16 protein-coding genes are annotated in these 15,047 nt (G+C 71.5%); 9 read left to right on the top strand and 7 right to left on the bottom strand.

Translation table 11 applies throughout. The features are described 5' to 3' along the window. Positions 1-74: 74 nt before the first annotated feature. Positions 75-932, bottom strand: a complete 858-nt coding sequence (locus KY5_RS25605) for an arylamine N-acetyltransferase family protein (RefSeq protein ID WP_098244422.1) — start codon at positions 930-932, stop codon at positions 75-77. A gap of 177 nt (positions 933-1,109) precedes the next feature. Between KY5_RS25605 and KY5_RS25600 the strand changes: the two genes are divergently transcribed. Continuing rightward, a complete protein-coding gene (locus KY5_RS25600) occupies positions 1,110-1,793 on the top strand; it encodes a uridine kinase family protein (protein ID WP_418952815.1) in 684 nt (227 codons plus the stop codon). Positions 1,794-1,994: 201 nt separating this feature from the next. Here the strand turns inward: KY5_RS25600 and KY5_RS25595 are convergent, their stop codons facing one another. Further along, a complete protein-coding gene (locus KY5_RS25595) occupies positions 1,995-2,759 on the bottom strand; it encodes a SigE family RNA polymerase sigma factor (RefSeq protein ID WP_098244420.1) in 765 nt (254 codons plus the stop codon). Positions 2,760-2,973: 214 nt separating this feature from the next. On the opposite strand from KY5_RS25595, the gene afsQ1 reads away from it, so the two are divergent. The 5 genes from afsQ1 to KY5_RS25570 all read left to right on the top strand — a co-directional run bounded on the left by afsQ1 (position 2,974) and on the right by KY5_RS25570 (position 6,676). Next, positions 2,974-3,651, top strand: coding sequence for a two-component system response regulator AfsQ1 (gene afsQ1, locus KY5_RS25590; RefSeq protein ID WP_037659607.1), 678 nt, complete (start codon positions 2,974-2,976; stop codon positions 3,649-3,651). Beyond that, on the top strand, positions 3,648-5,195 hold the full coding sequence (locus KY5_RS25585; protein ID WP_098244419.1) for a sensor histidine kinase: 1,548 nt from the start codon (positions 3,648-3,650) through the stop codon (positions 5,193-5,195). Before afsQ1 ends, KY5_RS25585 begins: the two co-directional genes overlap by 4 nt. Next, a complete protein-coding gene (locus KY5_RS25580) occupies positions 5,192-5,794 on the top strand; it encodes a hypothetical protein (RefSeq protein ID WP_098244418.1) in 603 nt (200 codons plus the stop codon). The genes KY5_RS25585 and KY5_RS25580 overlap by 4 nt, the downstream gene beginning before the upstream one ends. Before the next feature lie 30 nt (positions 5,795-5,824). Continuing rightward, entirely contained in the window at positions 5,825-6,382 is a 558-nt protein-coding gene (locus tag KY5_RS25575; protein ID WP_098244417.1) for a VanZ family protein, read from the top strand. A gap of 90 nt (positions 6,383-6,472) precedes the next feature. Beyond that, complete coding sequence (locus tag KY5_RS25570; RefSeq protein ID WP_098244416.1) at positions 6,473-6,676, top strand: PspC domain-containing protein; 204 nt, start codon at positions 6,473-6,475, stop codon at positions 6,674-6,676. 77 nt (positions 6,677-6,753) lie between these two features. On the opposite strand, the gene KY5_RS25565 is transcribed toward KY5_RS25570, so the two are convergent. Both KY5_RS25565 and KY5_RS25560 read right to left on the bottom strand, forming a co-directional pair. After that, the gene (locus KY5_RS25565) at positions 6,754-7,077 is read right to left on the bottom strand and encodes an ATP-binding protein (protein ID WP_098244415.1); all 324 of its coding nucleotides are present in this window, start codon (positions 7,075-7,077) and stop codon (positions 6,754-6,756) included. A 153-nt stretch (positions 7,078-7,230) separates the two neighbouring features. Beyond that, positions 7,231-8,400, bottom strand: coding sequence for an adenosine deaminase (locus KY5_RS25560; RefSeq protein WP_098244414.1), 1,170 nt, complete (start codon positions 8,398-8,400; stop codon positions 7,231-7,233). Between the two features lie 102 nt (positions 8,401-8,502). Here KY5_RS25560 and KY5_RS25555 point away from each other — a divergent pair, with 102 nt between their 5' ends. Further along, on the top strand, positions 8,503-9,267 hold the full coding sequence (locus tag KY5_RS25555; RefSeq protein ID WP_098244413.1) for an alpha/beta hydrolase: 765 nt from the start codon (positions 8,503-8,505) through the stop codon (positions 9,265-9,267). A 47-nt stretch (positions 9,268-9,314) separates the two neighbouring features. On the opposite strand, the gene KY5_RS25550 is transcribed toward KY5_RS25555, so the two are convergent. Further along, positions 9,315-10,319: a LysR family transcriptional regulator gene (locus tag KY5_RS25550; protein WP_098244412.1), complete on the bottom strand. Its 1,005-nt coding sequence runs from the start codon at positions 10,317-10,319 to the stop codon at positions 9,315-9,317. 63 nt (positions 10,320-10,382) lie between these two features. Here KY5_RS25550 and KY5_RS25545 point away from each other — a divergent pair, with 63 nt between their 5' ends. Both KY5_RS25545 and KY5_RS25540 read left to right on the top strand, forming a co-directional pair. After that, on the top strand, positions 10,383-11,675 hold the full coding sequence (locus tag KY5_RS25545; protein WP_098247478.1) for an MFS transporter: 1,293 nt from the start codon (positions 10,383-10,385) through the stop codon (positions 11,673-11,675). Positions 11,676-11,818: 143 nt separating this feature from the next. Beyond that, on the top strand, positions 11,819-12,802 hold the full coding sequence (locus KY5_RS25540; RefSeq protein ID WP_098244411.1) for a sigma-70 family RNA polymerase sigma factor: 984 nt from the start codon (positions 11,819-11,821) through the stop codon (positions 12,800-12,802). Here the strand turns inward: KY5_RS25540 and KY5_RS25535 are convergent. Next, positions 12,713-13,084 (bottom strand): STAS domain-containing protein, encoded by a 372-nt coding sequence (locus KY5_RS25535; RefSeq protein ID WP_234362858.1) that lies wholly within the window; start codon positions 13,082-13,084, stop codon positions 12,713-12,715. The two genes, KY5_RS25540 and KY5_RS25535, sit on opposite strands and share 90 nt — an antisense overlap. 48 nt (positions 13,085-13,132) lie before the next feature. Beyond that, entirely contained in the window at positions 13,133-15,010 is a 1,878-nt protein-coding gene (locus KY5_RS25530) for a DUF4157 domain-containing protein (protein WP_098244409.1), read from the bottom strand. Positions 15,011-15,047 lie beyond the last annotated feature (37 nt).

Genomic DNA, 15,047 nt, shown 5'->3' with positions numbered 1-15,047 from the left:
TACGTGGTGGGTGATCGAGCGCACACGTAGCGTAGTTGAGGCGGGTGCCACCACCCAAAGCCGACCCGCGCCCCTCAGACCAGCTTCGGCAACAGCAGTTCGGCGTCCTCGGGCGAGAGTTCGATCCCGAAGACGTCGGCAAGGACCTTCGGGACCTCGGCCGCGGCCAGCTCCCGGCTCTCCGGCGGGCCCGGCACGCCGGGCCTGACCGTGGTCAGCAGCCGGTTGTCGAGCAGGTGCAGCCGGTCCTCGTGCACGCGCTGCACGAAGACCCGGTCGCTGAAGGGCGAGTTCGGGCTGGAGGAGCCGAAGTGGTTGCTCACGCGCAGATCGGCGGGGTACTGCGGGTGGAGCGTGAAGGTGTGCCGGACCATCCACCCGTCACCGGTGGTGTCGGGCTGCCCGTCGCCCTCGCGCACGGGCTGGTGCAGCGCCCACCCCTCGGCACCCGGCGTGACCTCCTGGCGCAGCAGCCGGTACGCCCAGGTTCCGTCCGACACCTGGGTGTCGTCGGTCAGCTCGATGAGCTCCAGCGGGCTCGACCCGAACCCGACGTCGCTCAGCAGGCGCTTGCCCCCGAGCTCCACCACGACCATGGCGTGCGACTCGGGCCTGATCTTGACCGTCTCGCCCATCTGCACCCGGCCCTGCACCACGAGGAAGCGGAATCCGAGCCGCTCCAGGGCCGCCGCGTACAGGGTGATGTGCTCGTAACAGGTGCCGCCGCGCGGGCTGCCGATCAGCTTGGCCTGGACCGAGTCGAGGTCGAGCGGCCGCTTCTTGCGCAGCACCGCCTCCAGGTTCTCCCAGCGCACCGAGAGCACGTGCGCCCGGTGCAGGGCGCGCAGCGTCTCCTCCGTGGGCGAGCGGTCCCCTTCGTACCCGAGGTGGGCGAGATAGGCGTCGAGGTCGAGTGCGTCGCCGTGCCACATGCGGAATGTCCCCCTGGATCAGCTGGATCGTCGCGTCAACCGCCGTGACGCGTACGACATCGCCAGCGATCTCCGCCGCGACGCTATTCCGCCGGGGGCCTCGGTCCTTGGTCCTCGGTCCTGCGACGGGGGTCCCGGGCGCCCCTGCGGCCCCGCCCTCTTGCGCGTCGGTTGATAATGGTCGACGTTCCGGACAACTCACAGGGGAGAAGGGTCACCGCATTGAGCTCCCACCCGCCGATACCCACGCGCGTCGTGCTGCTCACAGGACCCTCGGGATCGGGCAAGTCCTCCTTCGCCGCCCGCTCCGGGCTGCCCGTCCTGTGCCTGGACGACTTCTACAAGGAGGGCGACGACCCGACGCTGCCGCAGGTCCCGGGCAGTACGGACATCGACTGGGACTCCCCGCTGTCCTGGGACGCGGACGTGGCACTGGCCGCCATCGAGGAGCTGTGCCGCACGGGACGCACGCGCGTGCCCGTCTACGACATCGCCACCAGTTCCCGGGTGGGGCAGGAGCGGCTCGACATCGAGCGCACTCCCCTGTTCATCGCCGAGGGGATCTTCGCCGCGGACATCGTGGCGCGGTGCGGGGAGATCGGCGTGCTCGCCGACGCGATCTGTCTGCGCGGCCGCCCCTCCACCACCTTCCGGCGGCGGCTCCTGCGGGATCTGCGCGAGGGCCGGAAGTCCGTGCCGTTCCTGCTGCGGCGCGGCTGGCGCCTGATGCGCGCGGAACGCGCCATCGTGGCCCGTCAGAGCGCGCTCGGCGCGCACCCCTGCGGCAAGGACGAGGCCCTCGGCCGGGTCGCCGCCGCGGCGGCGGGCCGCTGCGTCAAGGCTCGCGCCGACGCCGCCTGAGACACGGCGAAGCGCCCGCCGGGCCGGGACCCGACGGGCGCACAACGCACCGGAAAAGCAGCGAGGACCGGAAAGACCCCCCGGCCTTCCGGTCCTGCCACTTGTTTCCCCCGTGACTCCCCCGTGTGTTCCCCCCTGCTGATCCCCCGTGGTTCCCCCCTGCTACCGCCGCGTCCCCCCGGAGCGGCGGCCCCCCATCCCTCAGGCGACCAACTCGCCGAAGGACTCCTCCTGGTCACGGCCGAAGCTGAGGACGTCGTCCTCGCGCAGCCGACGGAGCGACCGCCAGATGCTGGACTTCACCGTGCCCACGCTGATGTCGAGGATGTCCGCGATCTCCGGGTCGGTGCGGCCCTCGTAGTAACGGAGGACCAGCATCGTGCGCTGGAGTTCGGGCAGCCGGGCCAGGGCCTGCCACAGCACGGCGCGCAGCTCGGTGCCGCGCATCGCGTCCGTGTCGCCCACCGTCTCCGGCAGTTCCTCGGTCGGGTACTCGTTCAGCTTGCGGCGGCGCCACGCGCTGATGTGCAGATTGGTCATGGTGCGGCGGAGGTAGCCCCCGACCGCGGCCTTGTCGCTGATCCTGTCCCAGGCCCGGTACGTCGAGAAGAGGGCGCTCTGGAGCAGGTCCTCGGCCTCGAAGCGGTCACCGGTCAAGTGATAGGCGGTGGCGTACAGGGAGGCGCGGCGCTCCTGGACGTAGGCGGTGAACTCCGCCTCCGACAGGGACTTCCGCTCCCCCGAGTCCTCCCTGTACGCGGCTCCCCCGTCTGTCCCCGCGGGAACGACGTGTCCCCCGTGTCCCCCCTGGCAGGCGTCAACCACCGTCATGTACGCGGTGTGCTGACGCCCGGTGCCGCGAGCGCACCCCCGCCCGCTCACGGCACCGGACTTCTCAGAGCCCCGCCCGACGTCGTGGAGACGCGTGACAACTGCGCTTGAGCTGGTGCTGTGCAGCGTATTCATCTCGCGCCCCCCGTCGGTGGAGTCCGGCTTGATCGGTCGTGCTTCGGTGCTTCTTGCTTGTGACCAGAACTCTGCCCGAGGCACTTCATGACGGTGTCCGCCGACTGTCACAGGCCTGCAACAGCGGTTCGCACCCCCTTCCGCGCGTGAGGGTGACGTGTGGGAGCGCTCCAGCAGTCGAACTGGGGCCGTGCCATGGGACAGAATGACGTCCGTGCCTTCCCTGTTGCTGATCGAGGACGACGACGCCATCCGGACGGCCCTGGAGCTTTCGCTGACGCGCCAGGGACACCGGGTGGCCACTGCTGCCACCGGCGAGGACGGCCTGAAGCTGCTCAGTGAGCAGCGGCCGGACCTGATCGTGCTGGATGTGATGCTGCCGGGCATCGACGGGTTCGAGGTGTGCCGTCGCATCCGGCGCACCGACCAGTTGCCGATCATCCTGCTGACCGCGCGCAACGACGACATCGACGTGGTGGTCGGCCTGGAGTCGGGCGCCGACGACTACGTGGTCAAGCCCGTGCAGGGCCGGGTGCTCGACGCCCGGATCCGTGCCGTGCTGCGGCGCGGTGAGCGCGAGGCCAACGACGCGGCGACGTTCGGTTCGCTCGTCATCGACCGCGCCGCGATGACCGTGACGAAGAACGGCGAGGATCTTCAGCTCACTCCGACCGAGCTGCGGCTGCTCCTGGAGCTGAGCCGCAGGCCCGGACAGGCCCTGTCCCGCCAGCAGTTGCTGCGCCTGGTGTGGGAGCACGACTACCTCGGCGACTCCCGGCTCGTCGACGCGTGTGTGCAGCGGCTGCGCGCGAAGGTGGAGGACGTGCCGTCCTCGCCGACCCTGATCCGTACGGTGCGCGGCGTCGGTTATCGGCTGGACACCCCTCAGTGACCAAACCGCACGACAAGCTCCGCGGCTGGGCCGCGGCGCGCAAGGCGATACTGGCAGGGCTGCGCTTCACCAGCCTGCGGCTGCGACTGGTCGTCGTGTTCGGCCTGGTGGCGCTCACCGCGGCGGTCTCCGCGTCCGGCATCGCGTACTGGCTCAACCGCGAGGCCGTCCTGACGCGCGCGCAGGACGCGGCGCTCAAGGACTTCCGCCAGCAGATGCAGACGCGCGCGGGCGCGCTCCAGACGCACCCCTCGCAGGAGGAACTCCAGTCCGCCGCCGGGCAGATGGCGACCAGCAGCCAGCGCTACAGCGTGCTCCTGGTCGCGGCCAAGAAGGGCGGCGGGCAGATCGTCGGCTACTCCGACCTGGACGAGTTCACGCTCGCCAAGGTGCCGGGATCGCTGCAGAAGGCGGTCAACAAGGAGCAGCCGGTCACCTCGGGCAACAAGAGCACGTACCACCTGTACTGGCAGCGCACCGTCGTCCACGGCACGCCCTACCTGGTGGGCGGCGCCAAGGTGAACGGCGGCGGCCCGACCGGGTACATGCTCAAATCCCTCGAACCGGAGGCGAAGGACCTGAGTTCGCTCGGCTGGTCGCTCGCGATCGCCACGGGGCTCGCCCTGATCGGCTCGGCGCTGCTCGCGCAGGCCGCCGCGACGACCGTACTCAAACCCGTGCACCGGCTCGGCGTCGCGGCGCGGCGGCTCGGCGAGGGCAAGCTCGACACCCGCCTGCGGGTCTCGGGCACGGACGAACTCGCCGATCTCTCCCGGACGTTCAACAGCACGGCGGAGAGCCTGGAGAAGAAGGTCGCCGACATGAGCGCCCGCGACGAGGCGTCGCGCCGCTTCGTCGCCGACATGTCGCACGAGCTGCGCACCCCGCTGACCGCGATCACCGCGGTGACCGAGGTCCTCGAGGAGGAGCTCGACGCGGAGACCGGCTCGGTCGACCCGATGATCGAGCCCGCCGTACGACTGGTGGTGAGCGAGACGCGGCGCCTCAACGACCTGGTGGAGAACCTCATGGAGGTCACCAGGTTCGACGCGGGCACCGCGCGGCTCGTCCTGGACGACGTGGACATCGCCGACCAGATCACCGCGTGCATCGACGCGCGCGCCTGGCTCGACGCGGTCGACCTCGACGCGGAGCGCGGCATCATGGTGCGCCTGGACCCGCGCCGCCTCGACGTGATCCTCGCCAACCTCATCGGCAACGCCCTCAAGCACGGCGGCTCCCCGGTGAAGGTCTCGGTGCGCCTGGCGGGCGACAAGCTCGTCATCGCCGTACGGGACGGGGGCCCCGGCATCCCCGAGGACGTGCTGCCGCACGTCTTCGACCGCTTCTACAAGGCGAGCGCGTCCCGGCCGCGTTCCGAGGGCAGTGGCCTCGGGCTCTCCATCGCGCTGGAGAACGCGCACATCCACGGCGGCGAGATCACGGCCGCCAACTCGGCCGAGGGCGGCGCGGTGTTCACGCTGTGGCTGCCGCGCGACAGCTCCGACGCCGAGGACGAGCGGGCCGAAGGGGGCCAGGCATGAACGGGCGAGGGATGCGCGGCGCGGTCGTCGGCCTGGCGCTCGCCGCCGTGCTCACGGGGTGCGGGATCCGGTCCACGGAGGTGCCGACCGACTTCGGTCCCGCGCCCTCGCGGATGCCGTGCGTGATGTCGAACTCCGCGCTGTCCTCGCAGGCGGGCGACGGCGTGCCCGTCCAGGTGTTCCTGGTGTGCGCCTCGCAGCTGGTGACGGTGGACAGGAGCGTGCAGATCCGTACGGACAAGGCGACCGCCGACCGGGTGCGCATCGCGCAGACCCTCCTGGACGAGCTGGCCGCCGTGCCCTCGGACCAGGAGAAGCAGGCGGGCTTCGTCACGGACGTGCGGGCGGGCACCACGGTGACGGGGCCCGGCGACGACGACCCCGAAAGCACGCTCCGTTTCAGTACGCCGCCGGAGGATCTGTCGGCCTTCGCGCTCGCCCAGATCGTGTGCACGTTCGCGGACAGCGCGGCGGCCGACGACCACTCGGTGATCATGGGCGGGCCCGCGGGAACGCCGCTGCGGAGCTATGAGTGCACGCAGGAGGTCCGCTCCCGGCCCGGCACCGTGGCACCGCCCACACAGAGCGTCGGCTCCTGACGCGGAACCGATCCTGCCGTTCCCTGCGTCTTGGGGAGCGTGCGTCAAGGCTCGGGCGGCCGTACTGCCGCCATCCGCTTCCGTGCGGCGGGGGGATTCCTCCTCGCCGCACATCTTCTGCTCGTCGGGTGGATCACGCTGCGTCCGCTGGACGTCCCCTGGATGAGCGCCGCGAACCTGGAGCCGCTCGCCGGGATCAAGGCGGATCTCGCGCTCGGCGGCTTCCAGGCGACCCGCAGGATCGGCGAGGCGCTGCTGCTGCTCGCCCCGCTCGGCATACTCCTCCCGCTGGCCGGGGGGCGGCTCGTGGTGTCGCCGTGGGGTTCCCTGGTGCGAACGGTGGCCGCGGGAGCGCTGCTCTCGCTGGGCATCGAGCTGTTGCAGACCGGGGTCCCCGGGCAGGTCGTCGACATCGACTCGCTGCTCCTGAACACCCTCGGGGTGGCCCTCGCGCATGTCGCCGTGGTGCCCGCGACCAGGGGCTGGCTCCGCCGTCGTAAGGATCCGGGGCTGTTCGCGGCCCTCCCCCGGGAGGACCTCTCTCAGGGTCCGACCCCGACGATTCCCAGGGTCGGTATCGCACCGTAGAGCGACGCCCGGCCGTCTTCGCGACCGTACCTTTGAAACATCGAGGCCGACGAGAGAGCCTCCCACCTACGGTTCGCGAAGGAGCCCGACATGACCGCCCTTGCCCGCCCCACCCACGGCCGGATGATCGGCGGAGTGTGCGCAGCTCTGGCCAAGCGCTTCGGCACGTCCTCGACGACGATGCGCGTGATCTTCGTGCTCTCCTGCCTGCTGCCGGGACCGCAGTTCCTGCTCTACATCGCGCTCTGGTTCCTGCTGCCCTCCGAGGACAAGGCCGCACGCCGGGCCTGGTGACCGCGCGAAGGACACACGATGGGGCGCCCCTCACGGAGAGGGGCGCCCCATCGGCGTACGGAAGAAGAGGGGTCGGCTCAGCCGAGCGGCAGGGCACCGGGGAGGGCGCCGGTCGCGCTGCCGACGGGCAGGCCGCCGATCAGGCCGGAGACCGGGTCGCCGGGCTTCTCGACGCCGGCCAGAGCGCCGGTGAGCGCGTTCTGCCCGGCGGCCAGGGACTCGGGGCCACCGGCGGGGAGGGTCTTGGCCGCCTGGTCCAGCGGAAGCACGGAGGAGACGGTGCCCAGGGCAGCGGCGGCGTCGGGGACGGCGGGAGCGGCGGTGGCGGCACCCGCGCCGGCGGCGGCGAAAGCGGCACCGAGAGCGGCGACACCGAGGGTCTTGGCGGCAGACTGCTTCATCTTCTATTGCATCCTTGCGTCTTTGGACGACGGGGCTTCGGGTGGTCCAACGACGGTGATGAGTCCGGATCACGGCTCGCCGACAACGAATCAGCGGCCGGGAATGTCGACTCCCGACCGCTGACGCGTCACGTAAAAACGTGCGAATTTCCGCTAGTTCCCGACAGAAGTGCTGGTCGAGACGGTCTGGCGGAACAGCCATTCGGACTTCAGCTCGGCATAACCGGGCTTGACCACGTCGTTGATCATGGCCAGTCGTTCATCGAAAGGAATGAATGCTGATTTCATCGCATTGACAGTGAACCACTGCATGTCGTCGAGCGTGTAGCCGAACGTGCCGACCAGGTGCTCGAATTCGCGGCTCATGCTGGTGCCGGACATCAGCCGGTTGTCGGTGTTCACCGTCGCGCGGAAGTGCAGCTTGCGCAGCAGCCCGATCGGGTGCTCGGCGTACGAAGTCGCGGCGCCCGTCTGCAGGTTGGAACTCGGGCAGAGCTCCAGCGGAATGCGCTTGTCGCGCACGTACGAGGCGAGGCGGCCGAGCTGGACCGTGCCGTCCTCCGCGACCTCGATGTCGTCGATGATGCGCACGCCGTGGCCGAGCCGGTCGGCGCCGCACCACTGGAGGGCCTGCCAGATCGACGGCAGGCCGAAGGCCTCGCCCGCGTGGATGGTGAAGTGGTTGTTCTCGCGCTTGAGGAACTCGAACGCGTCGAGGTGGCGGGTGGGCGGGAACCCGGCCTCGGCGCCCGCGATGTCGAAGCCGACGACGCCCAGATCGCGGTAGCGGTTGGCGAGTTCGGCGATCTCCAGGGCGCGGGCCGCGTGCCGCATGGCGGTGAGCAGCGCGCCCACTCGGATGCGGTGGCCGTTCGCCTTCGCGCGGCGCTCGCCCTCGCGGAAGCCCTCGTTGACCGCCTCGACGACCTCTTCGAGGGTGAGGCCGCTCTCCAGGTGCTGCTCGGGGGCGTACCGGATCTCGGCGTAGACCACGCCGTCCTCGGCGAGGTCCTCGGCGCACTCGGCGGCCACGCGCCGGAGGGCGTCCTTCGTCTGCATCACGGCGCAGGTGTGCGCGAAGGTCTCCAGGTACCGCTCCAGGGAGCCGGAGTCGGCCGCCTCGCGGAACCAGATCCCGAGCTTGTCGGGGTCGGTCTCGGGCAGTCCCTCGTACCCGTTCTCGCGGGCGAGGTCGACGATCGTGCCGGGGCGCAGGCCGCCGTCGAGGTGGTCGTGCAGGAGCACCTTCGGGGCACGGCGGATCTGTTCGGCGCTGGGCGTTTCACGGTCCGTGTGACCGGTCGTGTGTGTCTGGCTCGTCATTTCGGCATGCTAGCGCCTACGCGCGTAGAACTCACTGGTCGATACGTAACAGTGACCCTGCGGACGGGTGGCGTACACCATCGCTTCTGACACTGTTCTGTCATGGCACAGCAAGGGACGACAGGCCCTGCGGGCACGGCGAGGCTCGGGCGCGTGATCGGGACGGGGCCCTCGGCGGTGAGCGGAGTGGTGCTCCTGCTGCCCGGCGGCACCGAGACGTCCACCCGCAAGCCGTCGCCGCTCGCCGCGGGCGGCGTGCGCGCCCTTGGCCGCAGGCTCGCCCAGGACGGCCGCGACGCGGGGCTCGCCACGCACGTCGTGCACTACGGCTGCCGGGGGTGGAACGGGGCGCAGGCGCAGCTGGCGCGCGACGCGACCTGGGCGGTGGAGGAGATCGTACGGCTCTACGGCGATGTCCCCGTCTGCCTGGCCGGGGTCGACATGGGCGGCCGCGCGGCGCTCCGCGCGGGTGGGCACGAAGCGGTCAACTCCGTTCTGGCGCTGGCCCCTTGGCTGCCCGAGGACGACGTGGCCGCGCCGCCCGAGCCGGTCAAGCAGCTCGTGGGGCGCCGGGTCCTGGTCGTGCACGGCACGAACGACGAACGGACCGATCCCGAGCTGTCGTTCCGGCTCGCGGAGCGGGCGAAGAAGGTGAACCGGGACGTGTGCCGGTTCGAAGTCCACTCCGACGGGCATCGGTTGCACCAGCACCAGGCCGAAGTGCTCGCTCTCGCCTCGGACTTCGTGATGGGGGTGTTGTTCGGGGCGGATTTCGCGCGGCCGTTGGAGGACGCGTTGGCGGCTCCGCCGCCGTTGGGGTTGCGCATGCCGCTTGCCTCCGGCTTCGGGCAGTCGCTTCGACGGTGAGTCCGCGCCGGGGCCGGTGTCTGTCACCGGCTTCGCCGAGTTCGTCCTCAATCGCCGGACAGGCTGGAAACACCACCGGGGCCAGGCTGCGAAGAAAGCCCCTGCTGCAACAGGCGGCCCTTTCTGCTCAGCAAGAAGCTCTTGAAGGCCGCCACCGGAGGCGTGTCCGGGTGGCCGCCCAGCCACGCCACACCGATCTCGCGGACCGCTCGTTGGCCCGTCACCGTCAGTTCCACAACTCCCGGGCGGCGTACGGCAGGTGGGGGCAGCAGAGCCACGCCGAGGCCCGCCGCGACCAGGCCGCGCAGGGTCTCGGCCTCCTCGCCCTCGAAGGCCACGCGGGGCTTGAAGCCCGCCTCCTGGCAGAGGTCGTCGGTGATGCGGCGCAGGCCGTAGCCGGGCTCCAGGGTCACGAACGCCTCGTCGGCCGCCTCGGCCAGGCGGACGCGCTTGCGGGTGGCGAGGCGGTGGTCGTCGGGGACCACCAGGCGCAGGCGCTGCTCGTCCAGGCGGCGGGCGACCAGGTCGGGGGCGTCGGGCACCGGTGAGGTGAGGCAGAGGTCGAGCTCGCCCGCGCGCAGGCGTTCGAGCATCGCCTCGCCGTAGTTCTGCACGAGGCTGAAGCGGACGCGCGGGTGGTCGGCGCGGAAGGCGCGGAGCAGACCGGGGACCGTCTCCGAACCCATGGTGTGCAGGAAGCCGAAGGCGACCTTGCCGGTCGCCGGGTCGGCGTCCGCCCTGACCGACTCGGCGGCGCGCTCCACCTCGCCGAGCGCGCGCTCGACCGAGCCGAGGAAGGTGCGGCCCGCCGGGGTGAGCGAGACCGTGCGGCCGCGGCGCGCGAACAGGTCGACGCCGAGGTCCCTCTCCAGGCGTACGAGTGCGCGGGAGAGCGTCGACTGGGGGATCCCCATCTCCTGCGCGGCGCGCGTGACGTGCTCGGTGCGGGCGACCCCCGCGAAGTACGCGAGGCGCGGCGCGAGCAGCGTCACGATGTCCTCCGCGTCACTGTCACGTGACAGGCGCGGCGCTGACCTCTGCTGATGCGGCATGGGAACGATTATGGGGTTTCCATGCATTGGACGCATCAAAAAAGCGGTCGTACGTTCGTGGACATGCCTGCTGCCAGTACAGGGGCGTCCGCCACCCATGCGGTCGCCCTCACCCCGTCGTCCCCCGACACCGAGACCGACACGCGCCTGACCCCCGGCGGGCCCGGCTACCGCCGCATGAGCTTCGCGCTCTTCCTCGCGGGCGTCGCGACGTTCGCGCTCCTCTACTCCACGCAGGCCCTCCTGCCCCTGGTCTCCGCCGACTTCGGCGTGAGCGCGAGCACGGCGAGCTGGACGGTGTCGGCGGCGACCGGCGCACTGGCCCTCTGCGTCCTGCCCCTGAGCGCGCTCAGCGAGCGGTTCGGGCGGCGCGCGGTGATGACCGCCTCGCTGACCGTCGCCGTGGTGGTCGGGCTCCTCGTCCCCTTCGCGCCCTCGGTCGAGGTGCTCATCGCGCTGCGTGCCGTGCAGGGCGCGGCGCTCGCGGGGCTGCCCGCGTCCGCGATGGCGTTCCTCGCCGAGGAGGTGCGGCCCAAGGCGCTCGTCGCCGCGATCGGCATGTTCGTGGCGGGCAACTCCATCGGCGGCATGAGCGGACGCGTCATCACGGGCTGGGTCGCGCAGGCCTGGGGCTGGCGCGCGGCGGTCGGCGTGGTGGGCGTCATCGCGGTGCTCTGCGCCCTCGCCTTCCGCGCGCTGCTGCCCGCGCCCCGGCACTTCACCCCGGGCTCGCTCAGCCCCAGGTCCCTCGCGCGTACGGTGCGTACGCATCTGTCCGACCCGCTCCTGTGCAGGCTGTACGCGATCGGGGCGCTCTTCATGACCGTGTTCGGCGCGGTCTACACGGTGATCGGCTACCGGCTCACCGAGGCGCCCTTCTCCCTCCCGCAGGGCCTCATCGGCTCGATCTTCCTCGTCTACCTCGTGGGGACGGTCTCCTCGGCCGCGGCAGGGAAGCTGGTGGCCAGGCTCGGGCGGCGCGGGGCGCTGTACCTCGCGGTGAGCACGACGGCGGGCGGCCTGCTGCTCTCCCTCTCCCCCTCGCTGGTCATGGTCCTGCTCGGGCTCGTGCTGATCACGGCGGGCTTCTTCGCGGGCCACGCGGTCGCGTCGTCGTCGGTGAGCCGCACGGCCACGACCGGGCGCGCGCAGGCGTCCGCGCTCTACCAGTCCGCGTACTACCTGGGCTCCAGCGCGGGCGGCACGCTCGGCGCCGTCGCCTTCCACGCGGGCGGCTGGGGCGGCACGGTGGGGCTCGGCATCCTCGCGGTGCTCGGCGTCGTGTCGGTCACCGTGTGGGGCTCGCACGCGGCCCGGGTGCGGGAGCGGCGCGGCCTGATGGCCGCCGCGCACTGACCCGGGCGCGCGCCCTCCTGTCGCACAACTGGCCCCCGCCTGCGGGTTTCGCCACTCCGGGGGCCGTTGTCAGTGGGCTGCGGTAGCTTCCGGAGTGGGCCTTCTGCCGGGCCCTTCGGAAGTAGCCGCAGGGGTGGGTTGGGATGAGCGACATCGCAGGGACGACGACCGATCTGGAAAGCACGCTGGAGAAGTACCGCGTCGAGCTGACGGGGTACTGCTACCGGATGCTGGGCTCGGCCTTCGAGGCCGAGGACGCCGTGCAGGACACGATGGTGCGCGCCTGGCGCAGCTTCGAGAAGTTCGAGGGCCGCTCCAGCGTCCGCTCGTGGCTCTACCGCATCGCGACGAACGTCTGCCTGGACATGCTGAACGCGGGCAACCGCCGCGCCCGTCCCATGGACCTGACCGCCGCCGCCCCGCTGGCCCAGGCCGCGCTCACCCCGCGCCCCGACAACACCTGGCTCGAACCGATGCCGGACGCGCGCGTGCTCCCCACCCTGCACGACCCGGCCGAGGCCGCCGTCGCCAAGGAGTCGGTGCGCCTGGCGTTCGTCGCCGCCCTGCAGAACCTGCCGCCCAAGCAGCGGGCCGTGCTGATCCTGCGCGAGGTCCTCGCGTGGAAGGCCAGCGAGGTCGCCGAGCTGATCGACACCTCCGTCGCCTCGGTGAACAGCGCGCTCCAAAGGGCCCGCGCCACCCTCGCCGAGCGGCCCGAGGACGACACCGCCGTCTCGAACCCGCTGGACGAGGAGCAGCAGAAGCTCCTGGAGCGCTACGTAGCCGCCTTCGAGGGGTACGACATGACGGCGCTGACCGCGCTCCTCGCCGAGGACGCCGTCATGACGATGCCGCCGTTCGACCTGTGGCTGCGCGGCACCGAGGACATCACGGGCTTCATGACCACCCTCGGCGCCTCGTGCGCCAACAGCCGCCTGCTGCCGGTGAACGTGAACGGCACCCCGGGCTTCGCCCACTACAAGCCCGACCCCGACAAGGGCGGCTTCATGCCCTGGGCGATCCAGGTCATCGAGATCTCAGAGGGCCGTATCGCCGGCTTCCACTGCTTCCTGGACACCCCGCGGTGGTTCCCGCTGTTCGGCGTTCCCCTCCACCTCGACGACTAGCCCGAGGAGTTCGACGATCCCGACGAGCCCGAGCAGGGCGAGCAGGGCGGGGGCGGGGTTCCTGAGCCGGATCCGGCCCCCGGCCCTGCGGGCGGCGAGGTGCAGCCGGGCGATGGCGTCGACGGTCGACAGGTCGGCGGTGGTGACGTCGGTGACGTCACAGATCACGTCGCTGCCGCCGGGCCCGTGCCGGGCGGCGGCGACCTGTTCGCACAGGGGCGGGACATCGCCCGGGCGCAGCGGCCCGGCGATGCGGATGAGGTTCTCTTCGGAATCGGCCACGCAAGGATGACTCGCGGGACCGGTGGAACTCATCGGTGCCGTCGGCCGTCAGGACTCCGTCGGCTGCTGTCGCCGCTTGCGGACGCGCAGTGTCAGGGGGTTCACGAAGTCACCCCTGCCGCTGTCGTACTGCTGCTCGTGGAAGGTCTGGCCCGCGCCCGACCCGTACATGCGGAAGAACCACTTGCTGTTCCACTCGTCCTTCGCCGCGGACAGGCGCATGAACTCCTGGGTGCCCTGCTGCACGTTCCCCGCGAGGCCCTGGAGCAGCTTGTTCACCTGGTCCATCTCCGAGCCGCGGGGCAGCGGCTTGCCGCCGGGGCGCAGCAGCGGGATGGCGGTCTTCGCCTTGAACTGCTCGACCAGCTTGGGGAGGAGGGCCTTGAGCGCGTCGCCCGAGTTGCCGGTCCTGGTGTAGTTCTCCAGGGTGACGCGGTCCTGGCCGTCCGCGCTGATCGCCGCCACGCCCGCGAAGTGGAAGCCCCAGATGTCCTGCGGCCGTTCCGTGGGGGTGGCGGAGTCGGCGAAGTCGAGCTTGTCGCTCTGGCCCAGGGAGACGGTGGTGAAGCCCTCGCCCACCTGGGGGGCCGCGGCCTTGTTCACGCCGAGGTCCGCCGAGGCGGCGTCCATCGCGCCGGGGTGCTCGCGCAGGGCGCCGCCGTACCGCTCGGGGGTGGCCGCGTCGGGTGCGTCGACGTGGTCGGCGAGGTCGCCCGCCACGGAGTCGACGGTGGCGTCCTCCCAGGGCCTGACGTCCTGGTCCGCGAGGACGACGTCCGTCTGCCTGCCGCCGCCCATCAACTCGCGGGCCACGTCGATGCATTCGGACTTCAGCAGGTTCGCGAAGCCCGACGCGGCGTTCGTGGGGTTGTTCCGTGCCTCGGGCTGCACGCGCTTGAGGACGACGGAGCGACCGTCCGCCGGGCTCTGTACGGAGATCTGGGCTCCGCGCGCCACGAGGCGGTACTTGCTCCCGACGCCGTTCGCGCCCCACAGGGCCTCGTTGCTGGCGTCGATGACGGCCTGCGTCGCGTAGAACTCCTTCGGCTCGCGCTCGGTGTCGTGCACGGCCATCGTTCCGTCGCCCGCGACCCTGAGCGGCAGGCCGTGCTCTCCCGCGGGCCGGTCCTGCCCGCTCTCCTCGGTCACGTCCTGCTGGAACGGGTCGTGGGTGCGGGCGTCGAGGTGGTTCACCGAGTGCTTGCCGACGCGGTCCGGGTCCTCGACCAGGGTGCCCTGCGGTGCCTGCGACTCGAAGTAGGGGCCCTCGTCCTGCTCGCTGACCAGGCTCTTGACCCGGCCGCTGGCGTACCGCTGGACGTCGGTGGTGGCGTGTGCGGCGCCCGCGTTCGCCTCCCGCGACAGGGCCGCCGTCGCGGGGGCGTCGGCCGACAGCGCACGGTGGGCGTTGGCCTCCGCCTCGCGCTCGAAGCGGTCGGAGGGGTCGGAGACGCTCAGCCCCGAACCGTTGTCCGTGCCTGCCACCGGGCCCTGCCGCTGCTGGATGACGTGGGTCAGCTCATGGGCGAGGGTGTGCCGGTCGGCGCCGCCCTCGCCGATGACGACGTGGCTGCCCGAGGTGTAGGCGCGGGCGCCCACCTCGGCCGCGGATGCCTTCGCGGCGGCGTCGGTGTGCAGGCGTACGTCGGAGAAGTCCGCGCCGAGCCGGGTCTCCATGTCGGTGCGGGTCGTGTCGTCGAGGGCCTTGCCCGCGGAGCGCAGGACGTCGTGGACGGTGGAGCGCTGGACCTGCGGCTCCTCGCGGGCGCCCGGGTGACCGGCCTGGCGCAGCAGTTGGACCACGGCGGCGTTGCCCGCGCCGCGCTGCAGACCGAGGAGCCCCGCGGGTGACGCGTCCCCCGGCCTGCGGGCCGGGCCCCGGGGCCTCTCGGTCCCGGCGGCTCTGGTGTGGTCGTGGTGGTGCAAGGTGCCTTCTCCCGGCGCAGGTTGCGGTCTTCTTCCT

The sequence above is a fragment of the Streptomyces formicae genome, from assembly GCF_002556545.1.
Taxonomy (GTDB): Bacteria; Actinomycetota; Actinomycetes; order Streptomycetales; family Streptomycetaceae; genus Streptomyces; species Streptomyces formicae_A.
Note: the sequence above shows the minus strand (reverse complement) of the source record. Positions and strands in the feature narration are given on the sequence as shown.